This is a genomic window from Parasphingopyxis marina, from assembly GCF_014237875.1.
GTDB classification, from domain to species: Bacteria; Pseudomonadota; Alphaproteobacteria; order Sphingomonadales; family Sphingomonadaceae; genus Parasphingopyxis; species Parasphingopyxis marina.
The window spans coordinates 611318-627619 of the sequence record NZ_JACJVJ010000001.1 but is presented as its reverse complement, the minus strand read 5'-3'; the positions used below and the strand labels follow the sequence as shown (position 1 = coordinate 627619).

The following is a 16302-nucleotide window of genomic DNA, read 5'->3' as shown; positions in this document are numbered from 1 at the left end:
CACCTATTCCAGCATGTGCTTGTGAAGCAGATCCACGGCAGATCTTATGCAGCTGAGCCGGATGGAATCGCGTCCCTCGGGGCCGAAATGCGCTTCGCGATGTAGTGTTGTCCCGCCCCGGAAAGCGCTGGCGCAATGCACCAGACCTTCTTCAGCGCCCTCGCCCGCCGCTCCGGCAAAGCCGGTAATGGCGAGAGCTATATCGGCGTGTGACTTTTCCAATACGCCCTCAGCCATCGCAATTGCTATGGGTTTTGAAACGGCGCCGCAGTCCTGAAGCAAGGATCCGGGCACATTCAGCATCTCGCGCTTGGCATCGTCGGTATAAACCACGAAGCCCCGGTCGAAGACATGACTCATTCCTTCGATATCCGTAAGAAACGACGCCAACAGCCCTCCCGTGCAACTCTCCGCAACAGCAACAGACAAATTGCGATGGCTTATCTGCGCGAGACATTCCCTAATGGTATTTTCGAGTTCATCAGGCAGTGCAATGGAAAGACTTCCGTTGCCCAGGCTCCCATCTGGACTGGCAACTTTTGTAGCGGCATTCGACGGTTTGCGCCATCCTGGCCGCTTGGTTTGAGATTCAACGGACATCGTCGAGAGCCTTATTCATCGGTCTCCGCCAACAACGCGGGCAACCTCAATTGGTTGCGATCAGAGTCGCGGACTCTGGTATATTCGATGGGAGACGGCTTGGCGGAACGGCTCTGGCCGCAGAGAACCGCGCTCAGGTCTTCTCTTTGTCTATCTTTTCGGCGTATCGCTCCGCTAATTCATTATGCGCAGCCTTCGCACGCCTGTCGCCGGCCTGCTGAGCCTGTGCGACTTCTTTCTTCCAACGCCTATAGGCGTAATCGGAATCCAAAGGTTTAGTCGAACTCATCAGAGAGCCTCCTGCTAACAAGCGGCAGCCCCCTAGTCTGTCGGCCAGCGCCATGCCCGCGACATGAGTCGGCGCTGATAGCCACCGTGTAACACAGACTGGCTTTCACGGCTATCAAGCGGGGAAACTTCAACTTCAGACGCTAGCAAGAACTTGCGAGTGCCAGCCCCAACCTGTCATTTGAACAGAACGCTTCTGCAGTAGTTCCCCATCTGAAATCGAGAAGGTTCTGGCGTTCTTCACCTCGGCCAGCTCCTCCCAGGTCAGCGGCGCCGCCACCGGCGCGCCTTCGCGGGCGCGTGCCGAATAGGGCATGACCGAGGTCGAGCCGCGCTGGTTCCTCAGCCAGTCGATAAAGATCTTCCCCTTGCGCTTCTCCTTCGACATCGTCGCGGTGAAGCGGTCGGGCTGCTGCGCGGCGAGAGCGCGGGCGAAGCGGCTGGTAAAATCCTTGACCGTCCCCCACTCCGCTTCGGGTCTGATCGGCACGACGACATGGACGCCCTTGCCGCCCGAGAGCATCGCAAAGCTGACGAGCCCGATCTCCTCGAGCGTCTTGCGGATGTCGAGCGCGGCCTTTTTCACGTCGCCGAAATCGAGCCCCTCGTCGGGATCGAGATCGAAGACCAGCCGGTCGGGCTTTTCGAGCGCGTCGATACGCGAGCCCCAGCCGTGAAATTCGATCGTCCCCATCTGGACGCAGGCGAGGATGCCCGAAACGTCCGAGACGTAGAGATAGTCTTCGACGTCGCCGGTCTTCTCCTCGATCGGCACATGGTGGACATGTTCGCCGAAGCTTCCCGAATCGTGCTTCTGGAAGAAGCATTTCTTGGCGCGGCCCTGCGGGCAACGGACGAGGCTCACGGGCCGGTCGGCCAGCCATTCGAGCATCGGCGCGCCGACGGTTTCGTAATAGGCAGCGAGATCGCCCTTGGTCGCCTTGGCGTCGGGGAAGATCACGCGATCGGGATGGGTGATTTTCACGCCGCTCGCAGGTTTGCGCTCGGGCACGGGTTTCGCTTTTTCGGGTGTCACCTCTTCGGCCTCCTTGTCGCTGCGCAAGCCGATAAAGCTCGCATGGCGGACGCGGTCGTCGGCGGTCAGTTCGGCGAACGCGACCTCGGCGACGAGCTTCGGCGTCACCCAGTGCGCGCCGCGCGCCTCGGCCTTCGGCACCTCGACGGGTGGTGTCTTGCGTTCGATCCGCCCTAGTCTGGCGGCCATATCCTCGAGCATGTCGCGATCGAAGCCCGTCCCGACCTTGCCGCGATAGCATAATTCGCCTTCGATATTCTGCCCCAGCAGAAGCGAGGAGAAAGGGCGGCCCTTGGCCGAGGATTCACTCCAGCCGACAATCACGAATTCCTGGCGGCGCGTGCATTTGACCTTGACCCAGCCCGTCGTGCGGCGGCCGCGATAGGGCGCGTCGGCCTGTTTGGCGATGATGCCCTCCTGCCCGGCGTCGCACATGGTCTTGTAGAGTTTCTCGCCGGCGCCGATGATGTGATCGCTGAAGCGGACGGCACCCTCTTCCTCGCCGATCAGCGCCGCGAGCCGCTCTTTGCGCTCGATCAGCGGCCGGTCGGCGACGCTTTCGCCGTCGAGTTCGAGCAGGTCGAATGCGAAAAGCACGAAGCCGTCGCCGCCCTCCTTAAGCCGCTTCTGCAAGGTCGAGAAATCGGGATTACCCTTGGCGTCGAGCGCGACGATCTCGCCATCGATCAGTGCGCCGGGAAGGTCGAACGCGGCGAAGGCCTCGGCGACGTCGGGGAACTTGGCGGTCCAGTCGAGCCCCGAACGCGTATAGATCTTCGCCTTGCCGCCGGCCGCCGCGACCAGCGCGCGATAGCCGTCATATTTGATCTCGTGGAGCCAGTTGTTGCCGGCCGGCACGGCATCGACGAGCGTCGCGAGCTGGGGCTTGCGGAATTCGGGAAGCTTCACCGTGCGCCGGGGCGATTTTTTCCTCGTCCGCTTTTTAGCCTTTGCCGCCGCGCTCTCGGCCTCGGCCATCGCCTTGTCGAAGGCCTTGCCCTTCTTGCCTTCGAGCGAGGTCTTACCGGCCTTGTCGGCGGCGATCTCGGCCATCGAGCGACCGGTCTTGACGCTCGTCACCTCGCGCCCGGTCAGTTCGTCGCTGGCCCCCGCATAGCGGTCGTCGAGCTTGCGCAGCAGCCAGTTCTCGCGCTTCTCGCCCGGCTTCTTGCGCATCCGGACGAGCAGCCACTCGCCCTTCATTCGCTCGCCGTCGAGGACGAAATGGAGATGGCCCTTGTCGATATCCTTGGCGCTCTTCCCTTCGACCGGCGCCCATCTGCCCTTGTCCCAGAGCATTACCGTGCCGCCGCCATATTCGCCCTTGGGGATCGTCCCCTCGAACTCGGCATAGGACATCGGATGATCCTCGGTCCGCACGGCGAGGCGCTTGTCGTCGGGATCGAGGCTCGGGCCCTTGGTGACTGCCCAGCTCTTCATGACTCCGTCGACCTCGAGCCGGAAATCGTAATGGAGCCGCGTCGCATCGTGCTTCTGGACGATGAAGAGATCGCCCTCGCCTTTTCCGATCTTCCCCGCAGGCTCGGCGGTCTTCGCGAAATCGCGCTTGCGGTTATATTCGGCGAGGAGATCGGCGGCCATCTCTCTCAGGCGCTCTTCCGCTTGCGGCTGGACGAAGAGGAGGTCTTAGCTTTGCCGCCGACCGATTTCTTGAGCGCGGCCATCAGGTCGATGACGTTGCCGCCCTCGCCGATCTCGACGTCCTCGACGTCTTCGAGGATCGTCTTACCCTTGGCCTTGCGCTTCTTGGCGATCAGCCGCTTCAGCGCGTCGACATAGCGGTCCTCGAACTCGCCGGCATCGAAGGGCGCGGTCTTCTTCTCGATCAGCGTCTCCGCGAGATCGAGCAGTTCCTTGTCGGGCTTCTCCTCGCCGATATCGTCGAAGAAGCTCTCGCCCTCGCGCACTTCGTCGGCATAGCGCAGGGTTTCGAGCAGCAGCCCGTTACCACAGGGTTTGAGGCTGACGACATATTCCCGGCCGCGCAGCGCGAGCTGGCCGAGCCCGACCTTTTTCGTCTTGCGCAGCGCCTCGCGCAGCACGACGAACGCCTCCTCGGCGAGCTCGTCCTGCGGCACGACATAATAGGGTTTCTCGTAATAGAGCGGGCTGATCTCGTGCGCGTCGACGAACTGGGTCAGCTCGAGCGTCTTCTTGCTCTCGAGCTTCACCGCGTCGATCTCGTCCTGTTCGAGCAGGACGTAATTGCCTTTTTCGAACTCATAGCCCTTCATGATCTCGTCGGTATCGACGGGGCCGACGCCGGGGGCGACCTTTTCATACTTGATCGGCTTGCCCGAGGGCTCGTGAATCTGGCGGAAGGAAATTTTCGCGCCCGATTTGGTCGCCGTGTAGATTTCGACGGGAATCGAAACGAGCGCGAGACGTATCTGGCCTTTCCAGTATGCGTGCGGCATCGGGGCGTTCCTTTCACTCGAAAGAACCAGCGTCAGGGGCCTTTGGTTCCCGCTGGCACAGACGGTGAATTGCCGAAGCAAGGGCACGGTTCGTCGTCAAAACGCTCCGATCGGGACGTCATTTGGAACAGGTAGTCCCGACCGGTGTTGGTTCCTGAGAGGAGAAAGCCATGCCTGCCCAATCCAAAGCCCAGCAAAAGGCTGCCGGTGCTGCACTGTCCGCCAAGCGCGGTGACATGCCCAAAAGCGAACTCAAGGGTGCATCGAAAGAAATGTACGATTCGATGAGCGAAGACGAACTCGAAGATTTCGCAAAGGGAAAACGAAAGGGAAAACCCGAACACAAAGACTGAATGGAGATTCAACGATGGCCGATACCGATAACGTCGAAATGGTCCATGAAGACGAGCTTCCGGGCCATGAAAGCGAACTCGAGCCCAAACCTGAATGGGAACCGCGCTATCCGGGCTCTGGCCGGCTTGATGGCAAGATCGCCCTGATCACCGGAGCCGATAGCGGTATCGGCCGTGCTACGGCCGCCCTGTTCGCGCGTGAAGGCGCCGATATCGCCATCCTGTATTTGTGTGAGCATGACGACGCAGCGAAGACCAGGAAGATCGTCGAAGCCGAGGGCCGTACCGCAATTACCATTGCCGGCGATATCGGCGACAAGGGTTTCTGCGAGCAGGCCGTCGCCAAGGTCATCGAGACATTCGGCAAGCTGGACATTCTCGTCAACAATGCCGGCGAACAGCATTGGGACAGAGAAATCGAGGATATCAGCGAGGGCCAGCTCCGTCGCACCTTCCAGACCAACATCTTCGGCATGTTTTTCATGACCCAGGCCGCGCGTCCGCACCTCAGAAAAGGCGCCGCGATCGTCAATTGCACCTCGATCACCATGTATGAGGGCCAGCCGATCCTGCTGGACTATAGTGCCACCAAGGGCGCCATCACGGCTTTCACGCGATCATTGTCTGAGAACCTTATCGACGACGGCATCCGCGTGAACGCCGTCGCACCAGGACCGATCTGGACGCCGCTCAATCCTTCCGGCGGCCAGCCCGAGGAGAAAATTCCCGATTTCGGCAAAGGAACGCCAATGGGGCGTCCCGGCCAGCCCAATGAGGTCGCCCCCGCCTTCCTGTTCCTCGCCTGCGAGGATGCGAGTTACATGTCGGGCCAGGTGCTTCATCCCAATGGCGGATCCATAGTGGGAGGATGAGCAGGCATTTCCAGTAAAAAACTCGACCTCCGGGAAGATCATATGACCTACGCCCGCTTCGCCGCGATGATCGCGACATCGACCGTGATCATGTTCGGCCTGATGTACCTCAACACCTACGCGCTCGAGCACGTCCTGTTCAGCCAGACGCGGATGTGGATGGCGCTCTACATGGGCGCGATGATGGCGGTGGTGATGCTCACCTTCATGTGGGGCATGTACAAGCGGACCAGGGTCAACATCGCCATCTTCGCCGGCGCCGCCGTGCTGTTCGCGGGCTCGCTCTATCTCGTGCGCAGCCAGGATACGGTCAACGATGCGGCGTATATGAAGGCGATGATCCCGCATCACTCGATTGCGATCCTGACCAGCGAGCGAGCTAAGATAAAGGATGTCCGCGTGCTCGAACTCGCCGACGGCATCATCCGCGCCCAGCGCCGCGAAATCGACGAGATGAAATGGCTGATCGACGACATTGCCGCGAACGGCGAGGCAACGACCGAAGCTGAGGCGCAGGCGCGTCCCGTCCCGGAATCCTAACCGGATTTTCCCTGTGCTTCCTGCACAAATGCACGTCTGCGGCTCTTCGCTGCACCTATATTCAGCATTTGGTTGAAAGAGTGTCCCATGATTTAGCCAGGATAAGGCTCGGACGACAGAAGCCTCGCAAGATGGGCGGCGTTCGCTGCCACCATCGCGGCTGTGTCGTCCACCTTTTTGGGCGGCGCCGTAAATTCCTTGAAATCGGTTGAGCCCATTGCCTCACCAACCCAATAGCAAGCGGCCACGGCTGGAATGGACCAACCGGTGTCGTTCAATGCCTGGAACAAGCTAGCCGATACGTTGTGCGCCCCATCCTCGTTGCCCACGATCGCCAAAGCGGCGACCTTCGAATAGCTGGGCATTCGCCCTTGATCATCGGTTTCGCTGAGAAAAGCATCCATTCGTTCCAATGCTCGCTTGGCAATACTGGACATCTGCCCCATCCAGATGGGCGTTCCGAATACGAGTATATCGTGATCGAGGATCTTTTCGCGGATACTCGGCCAGGAATCGCCTTTTCCCTCGTCGGATGTAACGCCCGGCTTGAGATTGTAATCTGCCAGCCGGATCGTCTCCGTGACTTCGACGTCGTGTTTATCGAATTTCTCCTTGAGCAATGCGATCATGGCATCTGTCGAGGAGTCTTCATCGGAACTTTCTTTAAGCGAAGCATTGAGAGCGATGGCATTCAAGCCGGTCATGATCATTCATTCCTATTGGTATTCTTGCAAAGCTTCGTAGGGCCCTCACGATTGAAATGCTTTGAGAATTAACGGAACGGACCCTTTTGAAGGGACCGCAAACCATCTCGAATAACCGAGATCGGCTACGAAGCAGGGTGCCCTATAACGAGCGGGCCGGAGCTTGTCGCTCCGGCCCGCTCGTAATTCGACCCTAGCGCTGCTGCTCGGATTTCTTGTCGGCTTGCTGGCGCTCGGCGCGACGTTCATCGGCTTCCTGCTGCTGTTGTTGCTCGTCGCGCTCGCGTTGAGGCTTCTTTTTGTCGGGCATGGTACATCTCCTGAGGTGCTGGACATCCAGCCTACAAGAGACGTCTTTATTGGGAAGGGGTTCCGAACTTGATGTCGAAAAGGCGATTGATAGTGCAACGAAAACGCTGAGATGCAATCGCGCGATTGCGTATAGGAAATCGCGATCAGCCCGTTTCGGGCCTGCGGAATGTAGGTATCAAAACTGGAAGCGGCCAGTCCGCTGTGGACGAAAGTCGTGTCACCTTCGAATGACCGAATTGAGGGCGCAAAGCGGACCTTATGGCAGTACTTCCCACCACTCCGGCCATTTTACCTTTAGCGGCGTCCGCGTAGCCTTCACCACCACCTCCTGCGCATGGCGATCGAGCTTACGATCACCAAGCCGTGCAAGTGCCGCCTCGACCAACCAGGGCTCGAGCGCCATCCGCGCTGTCGCACGATATCGATCAAGCTTGGCCGCCATCTTCAGCGGTTCAAGCACGCTGTCGACCGCCCCCGGTGCCACCGGTCTCCATACCAGTCGCATTTTCTCGTCGCCGCTCGCGACGCGTGACGCCCTAGCTGCCTCGATCGCTGCCATGGCCTCGCGAGCGGCTGGCCCATCACCTTCGAGGCCCTTCTTGGTCATATGCAGCAGGAACGCCTCGGCCGCCGTCACTTTTCTCTCTCGCCCATCCTCTCGCACGGTCACCATCTGCCCCAGAACGCCGTCATAGGGCCGCTGCTTTTTCGAGCCACGCGGCCTTCCGTTGGGATTGCCGCTCTGCCCTTTCCTGAACCGTGTCGCGACCGGCGCCTTACCGTAGCCGACCTCATATTCGTCCGACGCGTCGCGATCGCTCATGCTTCAAGCCTCGCCGGCCATTTGAGCGTTTTGGCGTCGCGCGTGCAGCGCCTGATATCCTCGCGCTGACGATCGGTCAGTTCGCGCACTGCGCGTCGGGCAAGCGCGGCATTTACTGCCCATGGCTCCAGCAGGAGATGCGCGTCATCGGGCTCATCCCAGCGCGGGTCACGATCGACGATCCCCAGGATTATCATCGCCTCGTCGGCGTTGCGCGGATCGACCGCCTCGATCAGCACCTCGACCGGATTGTTTCGCTTCGGTCGGCTCGCCGCCGCGGCTTTCTCGCGCTTGGCGATCATTTTCAGGATCGTGCGCCGCGCCATCCGGCCCCCGGCAATGGCGTCCTGGTAGGTCCTGTGCTGGAGCGCCTCGTCGACCGTCACCTCGCGCGGTTTGCCGCCCTGCGTGATGGTCAGGGTCTTGTCGACGATGACGTCGAACGCGGACGCTCTTTCGGCAGCCTTTTGCGGCCGCCCGTTCGGATTGCCGCTATGGCCCTTGGCGAACCGGCCGTTGACCCGCTTGGACTCCTCGCTCATCCGGCGCGCCCGGCCAGCTCGGGCTCGCCGCCGGTCATCGCCTTCCAGCGCTCGATCGCAACATCGACATAGGCAGCATCGATATCGATACCGCGGAACCGGCGCCCGGTGCGCTCGGCGGCAATGAGCGTCGTGCCGGAGCCGAGGAAGATGTCGAGCACCAACTCGCCGCGCCGGGTCACGTCGCAAATGGCATCGGCAACCAGCGCGGTCGGTTTCACGGTCGGGTGGAGCACCAGGTCCTCGCGCCGCGATCCCCTGAGCGAGTTCACCGAAGCATAGTCCCAGACATTGGTGCGGTTGCGCCCGTGTTTCCCAAGCTCGACCGCATTGAAGTGCGATGCGGTGCCGACCTTGTAGACGAACACCATCTCGTGCTTCGATCGGTAGAGCGACCCCATACCCGCATTGGACTTGTTCCAGACGCACAGGTTGAGAAGATCGCCATAGATGTCGCCGGCAACCGCCGGGACATCGTTCATGTGCCGCCAGTCCATGCACACGAAGTGGACCGCGCCGTCGCGCGATACCTTGGCGCAGGCGCCCAGTGTCTCGGCGAGAAAGGTGCGGAACTCGCTCTCGTCCATCTCGCCCGAGGCCATGGCGAACTCGCGGTGCCGGCCCTTCGCATTGGCGTGGCCGTTGATCTTCACATTATAGGGCGGATCGAGGAACGCGGCGTCGATCGCTGCGTCCTCACCTATCACCCTGCGCAGAAAGTCGACGTCGCGGCCGTCACCGCAACCGATGCGATGGTTGCCGAGTTGCCAGATATCGCCCGGCCTCGTCGTCGGCTCGGCCGGAGCTGCAGGAATGATCTCGTCATCGGGATCGGGCCCATCGCCGAGGATCAGGTCGAGTTCGCCGGTTGAGAACCCGGTGAGCTCGAGATCCATGTCGACATCGAGCGCCGCGATCTCGGCAAGCTCGACCTTCAGGAGATCGACATCCCATCCGGCATTAAGCGCGATCTTGTTATCGGCAATCCGCAGCGCCCGCTTCTGGGCATCGCTAAGCCCGTCGAGCGTGATTGCCGGCACCTCGTCCATGCCGATCTTTTTGGCCGCAAGCAGCCGGCCATGCCCGGCGATGATCAGATTGTCGGGATCGATGAGAATCGGGTTGGTGAACCCGAACTCGCGGATCGAGGCGACGATCTGCGCGACCTGGCGCTTCGAATGGGTGCGCGCGTTCCTCTTGTCAGGAACCAGGGCATCCACTGCCCGATATATGACCTCGAGAGAGTTCGAGGATTTACGAATCGCCTCCCCGGCGCTTGAGTCCATATCATCAACATAGCACGAACATAAGGTGCCCGCAAAGCCCGGTTTTCCACTGGACTTTTTGCCCGACCAGAGCAACCAGAGTCCGGCGCCCGCGATGCGGGCTTTCCTTGGTGAGGCGGCAGTTTTCCGCCATATTGAGGAGATCAGCATGATCGACGAGACCCAGGTGGCCGGCCCGGTGCTGGACAGGCTCGACCGGATGCCGCTCGAAGCGCTGCGCGAGGAATGGCAAAGGCGTTTCGGCCCTCCTCCGCCACTCCGATCGCTCAAGGTCCTGCGGCTGATGCTCGCCTGGCGGATCCAGGCCGACGCGGAAGGCGGTCTCGATCCTCATACCCGCAAGCTGCTCCGCCGCACCGGGGCGCCCGAGGCCGAGGGACGGTCGCTCGGCATCGGCACGAAGCTGAGGCGCGAATGGAAGGGGGCCGTCGTCGAGGTCATCGTCGAAGAAGAGGGGTTCTGTTGGGATGGCAAGACCTATGCGAGCCTCTCGGCCGCCGCCACCGCCATCGCAGGTACGCGCTGGAACGGACCGCGCTTTTTCGGTCTCAGGGAGAAGGCACCATGAGCCGCAAGACGATCCGCTGCGCTATCTACACCCGCAAAAGCAGCGAGGAAGGTCTCGAACAGGAGTTCAACAGCCTCGACGCCCAGCGCGAGGCCTGCGAAGCCTATGTGAAGAGTCAGGCGCATGAAGGCTGGAAGCTGCTGCCCGCCCGCTATGACGACGGCGGCTATTCCGGCGGGTCGATGGAGCGACCCGCACTCAAGACTCTGCTCGCCGATATCGAGGCGGGCAAGGTCGACACCATCGTCGTCTACAAGATCGACCGCCTCACCCGCTCGCTTCCCGATTTCGCGCGCATGGTCGAGCTGTTCGATCGCCAGGCTGTCAGCTTCGTCAGCATCACCCAGGCATTCAACACCACGACCAGCATGGGACGCCTCACCCTCAATGTCCTCCTGTCGTTCGCGCAGTTCGAGCGTGAGGTCACCGGCGAGCGCATTCGGGACAAGATCGCGGCTTCGAAGAAGAAGGGCATGTGGATGGGCGGCACCGTGCCGCTTGGCTACGACCCGCCCGAGGACGACAGCCGCACCCTCGTCGTCAACACCGCCGAAGCCGAGACGGTACGGATCATCTTTCGCGCCTATCTCGAGATCGGCTCCGTCCATGCGCTCAAGGATCGGCTCGATGCGAGGGGCATCCGGTCCAAGCAACGGATCACGAGAAAGGGCAAGCGCATCGGCGGACATCCGTTTGGTCGCGGCGCGCTGTTTCATCTGCTGCGCAACCCGCTCTACCGCGGCATGATCACCCACAAGGGCAAGGCCTATCCCGGCAACCATGGACCGATTGTCGATGAAGACCTGTTCGACGCCGTGCAGTGCCGGCTCGATACCAACGCGCATGCCCATCTCGCCCGCAAGGATGACTGCTCCGCGGCACCGCTCAAGGGGCGGCTGTTCGATGCCGATGGACATTCGATGTCTCCGGCGTTTGCACGCGGCGCCAATGGCAGGCGCTATCGTTACTATGTCTCGGCACCCTTGCAGCAGGGGCAGCGGGCACCCCGGGACGGTGACACGATCCGCCGTGTCTCGGCACCGGCGATCGAGGCGAAGCTTCGCGAGGTGGCGCGGCGGCTTGCCCCTGCCGAGGATGATCCGATCGGCTGCATCGGGCGGGCGACGATTCTGGCGCGGTCGATCGAGATTGATCTGCCGGCTGGAAAGCTCGGTTCGGTTCGCGAGCGCCTGGCGCCCGGAGAGAGTGCCGAGCGCCATGGTGGCAGCGTGCGCATCACCCTGCCCTGCCGCATGCAAGTGCGCGGCGGACGTTCCTGGGTCGTCGGGGATACCGCCAGACAGTCGCGCCGCGATCCGGTACTGATCAAGGCGCTCAGGCGCGCCCATGCGCTGGTCGACTGGAACGGTCGCGGCATGCCGCTGCTGGACGCGGCACCGGACTCGCTCTACCTGCGCCGCCTCCTCCGCCTTGCCTTTCTCGCGCCCGATCTCCAGCGCGCGATCCTCGACGGACGCCAACCGCCGGGCCTTCAGCTTGAACGGTTGATGCAGGGCGAGATACCGGTTCGATGGGACGAGCAGCGAGCGATGTTCGCCGCGTTCGGATAGGCCGGACCACGCCACCTGTTATCGGCGCAATTCCCCCTGTTACAGGCGAAAAACTCCCTGTTATGTGCCGAAAATTACCTGTTATTGGCCCTGGCAGGGAATTGCGGATTTTACGGCGGCAAGCATCTGTAATCGCGCGGGAAATCGGGGCAAGGTTGGCCGATCTGATGCCGAAAAGCCTGTTTTCGCCTGCATAATGCAGGTTTTTCCCTGTTAATTCCCGCAGAACAGGGAAACCGTACTGCCGGCTATCGCCGCAGAGACCGGCGCGCAAATTGCTTCCTGTTTACGCCAATACGACGCCGGAGAATCTGCGCGAGAACCGGATTGGGCTGAAATATCGCCGCAAGGTCGGCGGCTTGCGACCGTCCCTGTAAATCAGAGACCAGTTGGTCGACTGGCTGGCGGACACGGAGGGATTCGAACCCTCGATACGGATAATCTCCGTATGCCGGTTTAGCAAACCGGTGGTTTCAGCCACTCACCCACGTGTCCTGGCTCAGCCGAAGGGCGCGTATAGCGGGGCCGGGTTACGCGATCAACATTCCTTTGAAGGGGCGCATACGGGCCTGCCCGGGGCCCGGACAGGGCGGTTGCGACTCGCTTCGGCGCGCTATCGACTCGGCTCGTCCCCTGTTCGATTGCGCGCGCGTGCGGCGCGGGCGTAGTTTCCCGTTTCCTCAGCTTTCCCGGGGGGACTGCGCCATGTTTAAAAAGCAACTGATATCCCTTGCCGCCGCAATCGGCCTGGCCGGCGCCGCGCTGTCGCCCGCATCGGCGCAGATCGACACCGTCGACCCCGACGCCGCGATGCAGGAAAGCGATTATGGCAGCGGGGGCATGACGACCGACACCGGCGATTACGCGCCCGGCGCCGATCGCGGCTATGATGCCGGCTTCGATCCCGCATATGCGACCGAGCCCGACACCACCGTGACCACCGATCCCGAAATCTACGCCGATCCGGGCTATGTGCCCGATACCCCCGGCTATGAAACGGGTTATGACGACGGCACGGCGACCGCCCAGGGCGATACCCCGGGCAATATCGAGGGCGCAAACCCGACCGCGCAGCAGGCGGGCCAGGCCACCTATCAGCAGGACGACCTGATGGCAGCGGCCGGCGGCCTGTTCGGGGACGGCGCCGAAGGGCTGGCGCGGATGATCGAGAACATCCTCGCCGATCAGGGCGAACCCAATGGCTATATCGTCGGCCGCGAGGCGGGCGGCGCCTTTATCTTCGGACTGCGCTATGGATCGGGTACGCTGTTCCACGCGGTCGAAGGCCAGCAGCCGGTCTATTGGACCGGCCCCTCGGTGGGCTTCGACGTCGGCGCGAACGGCGCCTCGACCTTCGTGCTCGTTTACAATCTCTACGATACCGAAGAGCTGTTCCGCCGCTTCCCCGCGGTGGAGGGCGATGCCTATTTCGTCGGCGGCCTGACGGCGAGCTATCTGCGCTCGGGCGACAAGGTTCTGATCCCGATCCGTCTCGGCGCGGGCCTCAGGCTCGGCGCCAATGTCGGCTATATGAATTTCAGCCGCAACCGCCGCTGGCTGCCCTTCTAGCCGGCCTGCAAGCCAGCAAGCCCAGCTTCGGCTTCGACAATAATTTCCGGGTGGCGCGGCGAGCCGGTTCGGCTTAGCGCAGCGCCATGGAAGACCAGGAACGCCAGCTGCGTCTCGGCCTCGTCGCGGGGCTCGGCGCCTATCTGATCTGGGGCGTTATCCCGCTCTATTTCAAGCAGATGGCGCATATCGGACCGATGGAAATCGTCGCCCATCGGATCGTCTGGACGCCGCTGCTGCTGGTGGTCGTCATCGCCTTCCGCCGCCAGGTCGGTTCCTTTTTGGGCATTTTTCGCAATCCCCGGATATTGGGCGCTCTCGCCGCCTCCTCGGCTTTTATCGCGATCAACTGGCTGACCTTCATCTACGCAGTCACGACCGAGCATATCCTCGCCGCGAGCCTCGGCTATTTTCTCAATCCGCTGGTCAGCGTCACCCTCGGCATGGCGATCCTCAAGGAACGGCTTTCCCGTTGGCAGGGGCTCGCCGTCGCGTTCGCCGCGCTGGGCGTCGCGGTACTTGCCTATGACGCGGCGACGACATTGTGGATCAGCCTGACGGTTGCGGTTTCCTTCGGCTTTTACGGCTTGATCAGGAAGATGACCCCGGTCGGCTCGATCGAGGGGCTCACGGTCGAAACGCTGATCCTGCTGCTGCCTTCGCTCGGCTGGATCTTCTGGGTCGGCAGCCAGGGCACGGGCAATTTCGGCGCGGACGGATTGTCCACCTTCCTGCTCGTCTTCGGCGCGGTGGTGACGGCGGTGCCGCTGATGATGTTCGGCTTCGCCGCCCGGCGCCTGCGCCTCGTAACGCTCGGCCTGCTCCAATATGTCGGCCCCAGCCTGCAATTCGTGATCGGCGTCTTCATCTATGGCGAAGCGCTGAGCGCGGCGCAGCTGATCTGCTTCGGGTTCATCTGGGCGGGGCTGATCCTTTATAGCCTCGACAGCGCAAGGCCGACGCGGCCGGTGCCTCGGGACGTTGCTGCCTGATCGGGCCCTCTAGTCCAGCCGCCAGCCGAGCGTTTCGCCGGCATGGAAGGGCACGATATCGGCGCCGGCAGCCGATAATCGTTCCGGCACGTCGACCGGTTCGCGCCGCAGGGTCAGCGTCGCCTCGTTGAGCGGCAGGCCGTAAAAGCGCGGGCCGTGTTCCGATGCGAACGCCTCGAACCTGTCCAGCGCCCCGTCCTCGTCGAACGCCGCGACATAGCTTTCGAGCGCGAACGGCGCGTTGAAGATGCCCGCGCAACCGCAGGATGCCTCCTTCGTTTCGCGGGCATGCGGCGCGCTATCGGTACCGAGGAAGAATTTGGGCGAGCCCGACACCGCCGCCTTGCGCACCGCCAGCCGGTGATGCTCCCGCTTGGCGACGGGCAGGCAATAGGCGTGCGGGCGGATGCCGCGTTCGAAGATCGCATTGCGGTTGATATGGATATGATGCGGGGTGATCGTCGCGGCGAGATTGGGCCCGGCCCCGGCGATAAACTGCGCGGCCTCGGCCGTGGTTATATGTTCGAGCACGATCTTCAGCGCCGGAAAATCGCGTACCAGCGGCTCCAGCGTCCGTTCGATGAACACCGCTTCGCGATCGAAAATGTCGGTATCGTCGGTCACTTCGCCATGGATCAGAAGCGGCATGCCGATCGCCTGCATCCGTTCCAGCGCGCCATGGATATGCGCGATATCGGTCACGCCCTTGTCCGAGTTGGTCGTCGCGTTCGCCGGATAGAGCTTCGCCGCCGTGAACACGCCGCGCGCATGGCCGCGCGCCAGCTCCTCGGGGTCGATCGTGTCGGTCAGATAGGCCGTCATCAGCGGCATGAAATCCCGGCCTTCGGGAAGCGCCAGCAGGATCCGGTCCCGATAGGCGATCGCCGCCGAGACGGTGGTTACCGGATCGGCGAGATTGGGCATCACGATGGCGCGGGCGAACTGGCGCGCCGTATAGCCGACAACCGCCTCCAGCATCGCGCCATCGCGGAGGTGAAGATGCCAGTCGTCGGGGCGGCGGATTTTCAGAATATCGCTCACGCGACTTCCTTTGGCACGGCCCGATCCCTAATTGAAGCCCATGGCAGATACGCATCTTTCCGACCGCGCCCTGATCCGGATTTCCGGCGAAGACGTGTCCGGCTTCCTCCAGGGCCTGGTCTCGCAGGACGTGGCCAAGGTCGTGCCCGGCGCGCCGCAATGGGCCGGCCTGCTGACGGCGCAGGGCAAGGCGCTGTTCGATTTCCTGCTCTGGGCTGACGGCGAGGACATCCTCGTCGATTGCGAGGCCGCAGCCGCCGAGGATCTCTCCAAGCGTCTCTCCGTCTACCGCCTGCGCCGCCCGATCGCGATCGAACGCGAGGATGCGCTCGCCGTCCACTGGTCGCCCGACGAGAGCGATCGACCGACCGATCCGCGGCTTGCCGCGCTCGGCCATCGCTGGCTCGCTCCCGCCGAGACCGCCGGCGATGCTTCCGCCGCGTGGCGCGTGCACCGCCTGGCGTTTGGCGTCACCGAGGGCATCGCCGAACTCGGCAGCGACAAGACGCTCTGGCTCGAATGCAATGCCGGGGAGCTAAACGGCGTCGACTTCAAAAAGGGCTGCTATGTCGGCCAGGAAAACACCGCGCGGATGCACTATCGCAACAAGGTGAACCGCCGCCTCGTCGTCGTGCCCCTCGATCAGGCCGACGAAAAGCGCCAGCGCATCGCCTATCCGGACATGGGCCTGTCGGTCGAGCATCGCCGGGTCGAGGATTTGTCGGGTATCGCGCTTCCCGACTGGCTGGCCGCCGCGACCGCCTGAA

At 62.3% G+C, this 16302-nt stretch carries 17 protein-coding genes and 1 tRNA gene; 8 read left to right on the top strand and 10 right to left on the bottom strand.

Annotated elements, in window-relative coordinates; all coding sequences use genetic code 11:
- Positions 1-3 precede the first annotated feature (3 nt).
- The 4 genes from H6P80_RS03190 to ku all read right to left on the bottom strand — a co-directional run bounded on the left by H6P80_RS03190 (position 4) and on the right by ku (position 4362).
- A complete protein-coding gene (locus H6P80_RS03190) occupies positions 4-600 on the bottom strand; it encodes a CinA family protein (protein ID WP_185799889.1) in 597 nt (198 codons plus the stop codon).
- A 133-nt stretch (positions 601-733) separates the two neighbouring features.
- A complete protein-coding gene (locus H6P80_RS03185) occupies positions 734-889 on the bottom strand; it encodes a hypothetical protein (RefSeq protein ID WP_185799888.1) in 156 nt (51 codons plus the stop codon).
- A 135-nt stretch (positions 890-1024) separates the two neighbouring features.
- Positions 1025-3526, bottom strand: a complete 2502-nt coding sequence (ligD, locus tag H6P80_RS03180) for a DNA ligase D (RefSeq protein WP_185799887.1) — start codon at positions 3524-3526, stop codon at positions 1025-1027.
- A gap of 5 nt (positions 3527-3531) precedes the next feature.
- The gene (gene ku, locus H6P80_RS03175) at positions 3532-4362 is read right to left on the bottom strand and encodes a non-homologous end joining protein Ku (protein ID WP_185799886.1); all 831 of its coding nucleotides are present in this window, start codon (positions 4360-4362) and stop codon (positions 3532-3534) included.
- 170 nt (positions 4363-4532) lie between these two features.
- Between ku and H6P80_RS03170 the strand changes: the two genes are divergently transcribed.
- Genes H6P80_RS03170 through H6P80_RS03160 form a run of 3 tightly spaced genes read left to right on the top strand, consistent with a single transcriptional unit; the run spans position 4533 to position 6127 of the window.
- Positions 4533-4715, top strand: coding sequence for a DUF3008 family protein (locus H6P80_RS03170; protein WP_185799885.1), 183 nt, complete (start codon positions 4533-4535; stop codon positions 4713-4715).
- A 14-nt stretch (positions 4716-4729) separates the two neighbouring features.
- Positions 4730-5587 (top strand): SDR family oxidoreductase, encoded by an 858-nt coding sequence (locus tag H6P80_RS03165; RefSeq protein WP_185799884.1) that lies wholly within the window; start codon positions 4730-4732, stop codon positions 5585-5587.
- Between the two features lie 42 nt (positions 5588-5629).
- A complete protein-coding gene (locus H6P80_RS03160) occupies positions 5630-6127 on the top strand; it encodes a DUF305 domain-containing protein (protein WP_185799883.1) in 498 nt (165 codons plus the stop codon).
- A 92-nt stretch (positions 6128-6219) separates the two neighbouring features.
- Here H6P80_RS03160 and H6P80_RS03155 read toward each other — a convergent pair whose 3' ends face one another.
- The 4 genes from H6P80_RS03155 to H6P80_RS03140 form a co-directional block, all read right to left on the bottom strand.
- Positions 6220-6831, bottom strand: a complete 612-nt coding sequence (locus H6P80_RS03155; RefSeq protein ID WP_185800954.1) for a flavodoxin family protein — start codon at positions 6829-6831, stop codon at positions 6220-6222.
- Between the two features lie 568 nt (positions 6832-7399).
- Entirely contained in the window at positions 7400-7966 is a 567-nt protein-coding gene (locus H6P80_RS03150) for a DUF5681 domain-containing protein (RefSeq protein WP_185799882.1), read from the bottom strand.
- The gene (locus tag H6P80_RS03145) at positions 7963-8508 is read right to left on the bottom strand and encodes a DUF5681 domain-containing protein (RefSeq protein WP_185799881.1); all 546 of its coding nucleotides are present in this window, start codon (positions 8506-8508) and stop codon (positions 7963-7965) included. The genes H6P80_RS03150 and H6P80_RS03145 overlap by 4 nt, the downstream gene beginning before the upstream one ends.
- On the bottom strand, positions 8505-9728 hold the full coding sequence (locus tag H6P80_RS03140) for a site-specific DNA-methyltransferase (RefSeq protein WP_328804920.1): 1224 nt from the start codon (positions 9726-9728) through the stop codon (positions 8505-8507). The genes H6P80_RS03145 and H6P80_RS03140 overlap by 4 nt, the downstream gene beginning before the upstream one ends.
- Positions 9729-9942: 214 nt before the next feature.
- On the opposite strand from H6P80_RS03140, the gene H6P80_RS03135 reads away from it, so the two are divergent.
- Positions 9943-10362, top strand: a complete 420-nt coding sequence (locus H6P80_RS03135; protein WP_185799879.1) for a DUF2924 domain-containing protein — start codon at positions 9943-9945, stop codon at positions 10360-10362.
- Positions 10359-11933, top strand: a complete 1575-nt coding sequence (locus H6P80_RS03130; RefSeq protein ID WP_185799878.1) for a recombinase family protein — start codon at positions 10359-10361, stop codon at positions 11931-11933. The genes H6P80_RS03135 and H6P80_RS03130 overlap by 4 nt, the downstream gene beginning before the upstream one ends.
- 402 nt (positions 11934-12335) lie before the next feature.
- Here H6P80_RS03130 and H6P80_RS03125 read toward each other — a convergent pair.
- Positions 12336-12428, bottom strand: a tRNA-Ser gene (locus H6P80_RS03125).
- A 210-nt stretch (positions 12429-12638) separates the two neighbouring features.
- Here H6P80_RS03125 and H6P80_RS03120 point away from each other — a divergent pair.
- Together H6P80_RS03120 and rarD are read left to right on the top strand one after the other, a co-directional pair.
- Positions 12639-13502 carry a DUF1134 domain-containing protein gene (locus H6P80_RS03120; RefSeq protein WP_185799877.1) on the top strand — a complete coding sequence of 288 codons (864 nt, stop codon included), beginning with the start codon at positions 12639-12641 and terminating at the stop codon, positions 13500-13502.
- Between the two features lie 86 nt (positions 13503-13588).
- Positions 13589-14494 (top strand): EamA family transporter RarD, encoded by a 906-nt coding sequence (rarD, locus tag H6P80_RS03115; RefSeq protein WP_185799876.1) that lies wholly within the window; start codon positions 13589-13591, stop codon positions 14492-14494.
- A gap of 9 nt (positions 14495-14503) precedes the next feature.
- On the opposite strand, the gene pyrC is transcribed toward rarD, so the two are convergent.
- Positions 14504-15535, bottom strand: a complete 1032-nt coding sequence (gene pyrC, locus H6P80_RS03110) for a dihydroorotase (RefSeq protein ID WP_185799875.1) — start codon at positions 15533-15535, stop codon at positions 14504-14506.
- A 40-nt stretch (positions 15536-15575) separates the two neighbouring features.
- Here pyrC and ygfZ point away from each other — a divergent pair, with 40 nt between their 5' ends.
- Positions 15576-16301, top strand: coding sequence for a CAF17-like 4Fe-4S cluster assembly/insertion protein YgfZ (ygfZ, locus tag H6P80_RS03105; protein ID WP_185799874.1), 726 nt, complete (start codon positions 15576-15578; stop codon positions 16299-16301).
- Position 16302 lies beyond the last annotated feature (1 nt).

Coding starts and splice junctions, on each gene's coding strand:
- H6P80_RS03150 (WP_185799882.1), bottom strand. CDS start 7,966: ATGAGCGATCGCGACGCGTCGGACGAATATGAGGTCGGCTACGGTAAG.
- ligD (WP_185799887.1), bottom strand. CDS start 3,526: ATGGCCGCCGATCTCCTCGCCGAATATAACCGCAAGCGCGATTTCGCG.
- H6P80_RS03165 (WP_185799884.1), top strand. CDS start 4,730: ATGGCCGATACCGATAACGTCGAAATGGTCCATGAAGACGAGCTTCCG.
- H6P80_RS03170 (WP_185799885.1), top strand. CDS start 4,533: ATGCCTGCCCAATCCAAAGCCCAGCAAAAGGCTGCCGGTGCTGCACTG.
- H6P80_RS03135 (WP_185799879.1), top strand. CDS start 9,943: ATGATCGACGAGACCCAGGTGGCCGGCCCGGTGCTGGACAGGCTCGAC.
- H6P80_RS03190 (WP_185799889.1), bottom strand. CDS start 600: ATGTCCGTTGAATCTCAAACCAAGCGGCCAGGATGGCGCAAACCGTCG.
- H6P80_RS03160 (WP_185799883.1), top strand. CDS start 5,630: ATGACCTACGCCCGCTTCGCCGCGATGATCGCGACATCGACCGTGATC.
- H6P80_RS03155 (WP_185800954.1), bottom strand. CDS start 6,831: ATGACCGGCTTGAATGCCATCGCTCTCAATGCTTCGCTTAAAGAAAGT.
- ku (WP_185799886.1), bottom strand. CDS start 4,362: ATGCCGCACGCATACTGGAAAGGCCAGATACGTCTCGCGCTCGTTTCG.
- rarD (WP_185799876.1), top strand. CDS start 13,589: ATGGAAGACCAGGAACGCCAGCTGCGTCTCGGCCTCGTCGCGGGGCTC.
- ygfZ (WP_185799874.1), top strand. CDS start 15,576: ATGGCAGATACGCATCTTTCCGACCGCGCCCTGATCCGGATTTCCGGC.
- H6P80_RS03185 (WP_185799888.1), bottom strand. CDS start 889: ATGAGTTCGACTAAACCTTTGGATTCCGATTACGCCTATAGGCGTTGG.
- H6P80_RS03145 (WP_185799881.1), bottom strand. CDS start 8,508: ATGAGCGAGGAGTCCAAGCGGGTCAACGGCCGGTTCGCCAAGGGCCAT.
- H6P80_RS03120 (WP_185799877.1), top strand. CDS start 12,639: ATGTTTAAAAAGCAACTGATATCCCTTGCCGCCGCAATCGGCCTGGCC.
- H6P80_RS03130 (WP_185799878.1), top strand. CDS start 10,359: ATGAGCCGCAAGACGATCCGCTGCGCTATCTACACCCGCAAAAGCAGC.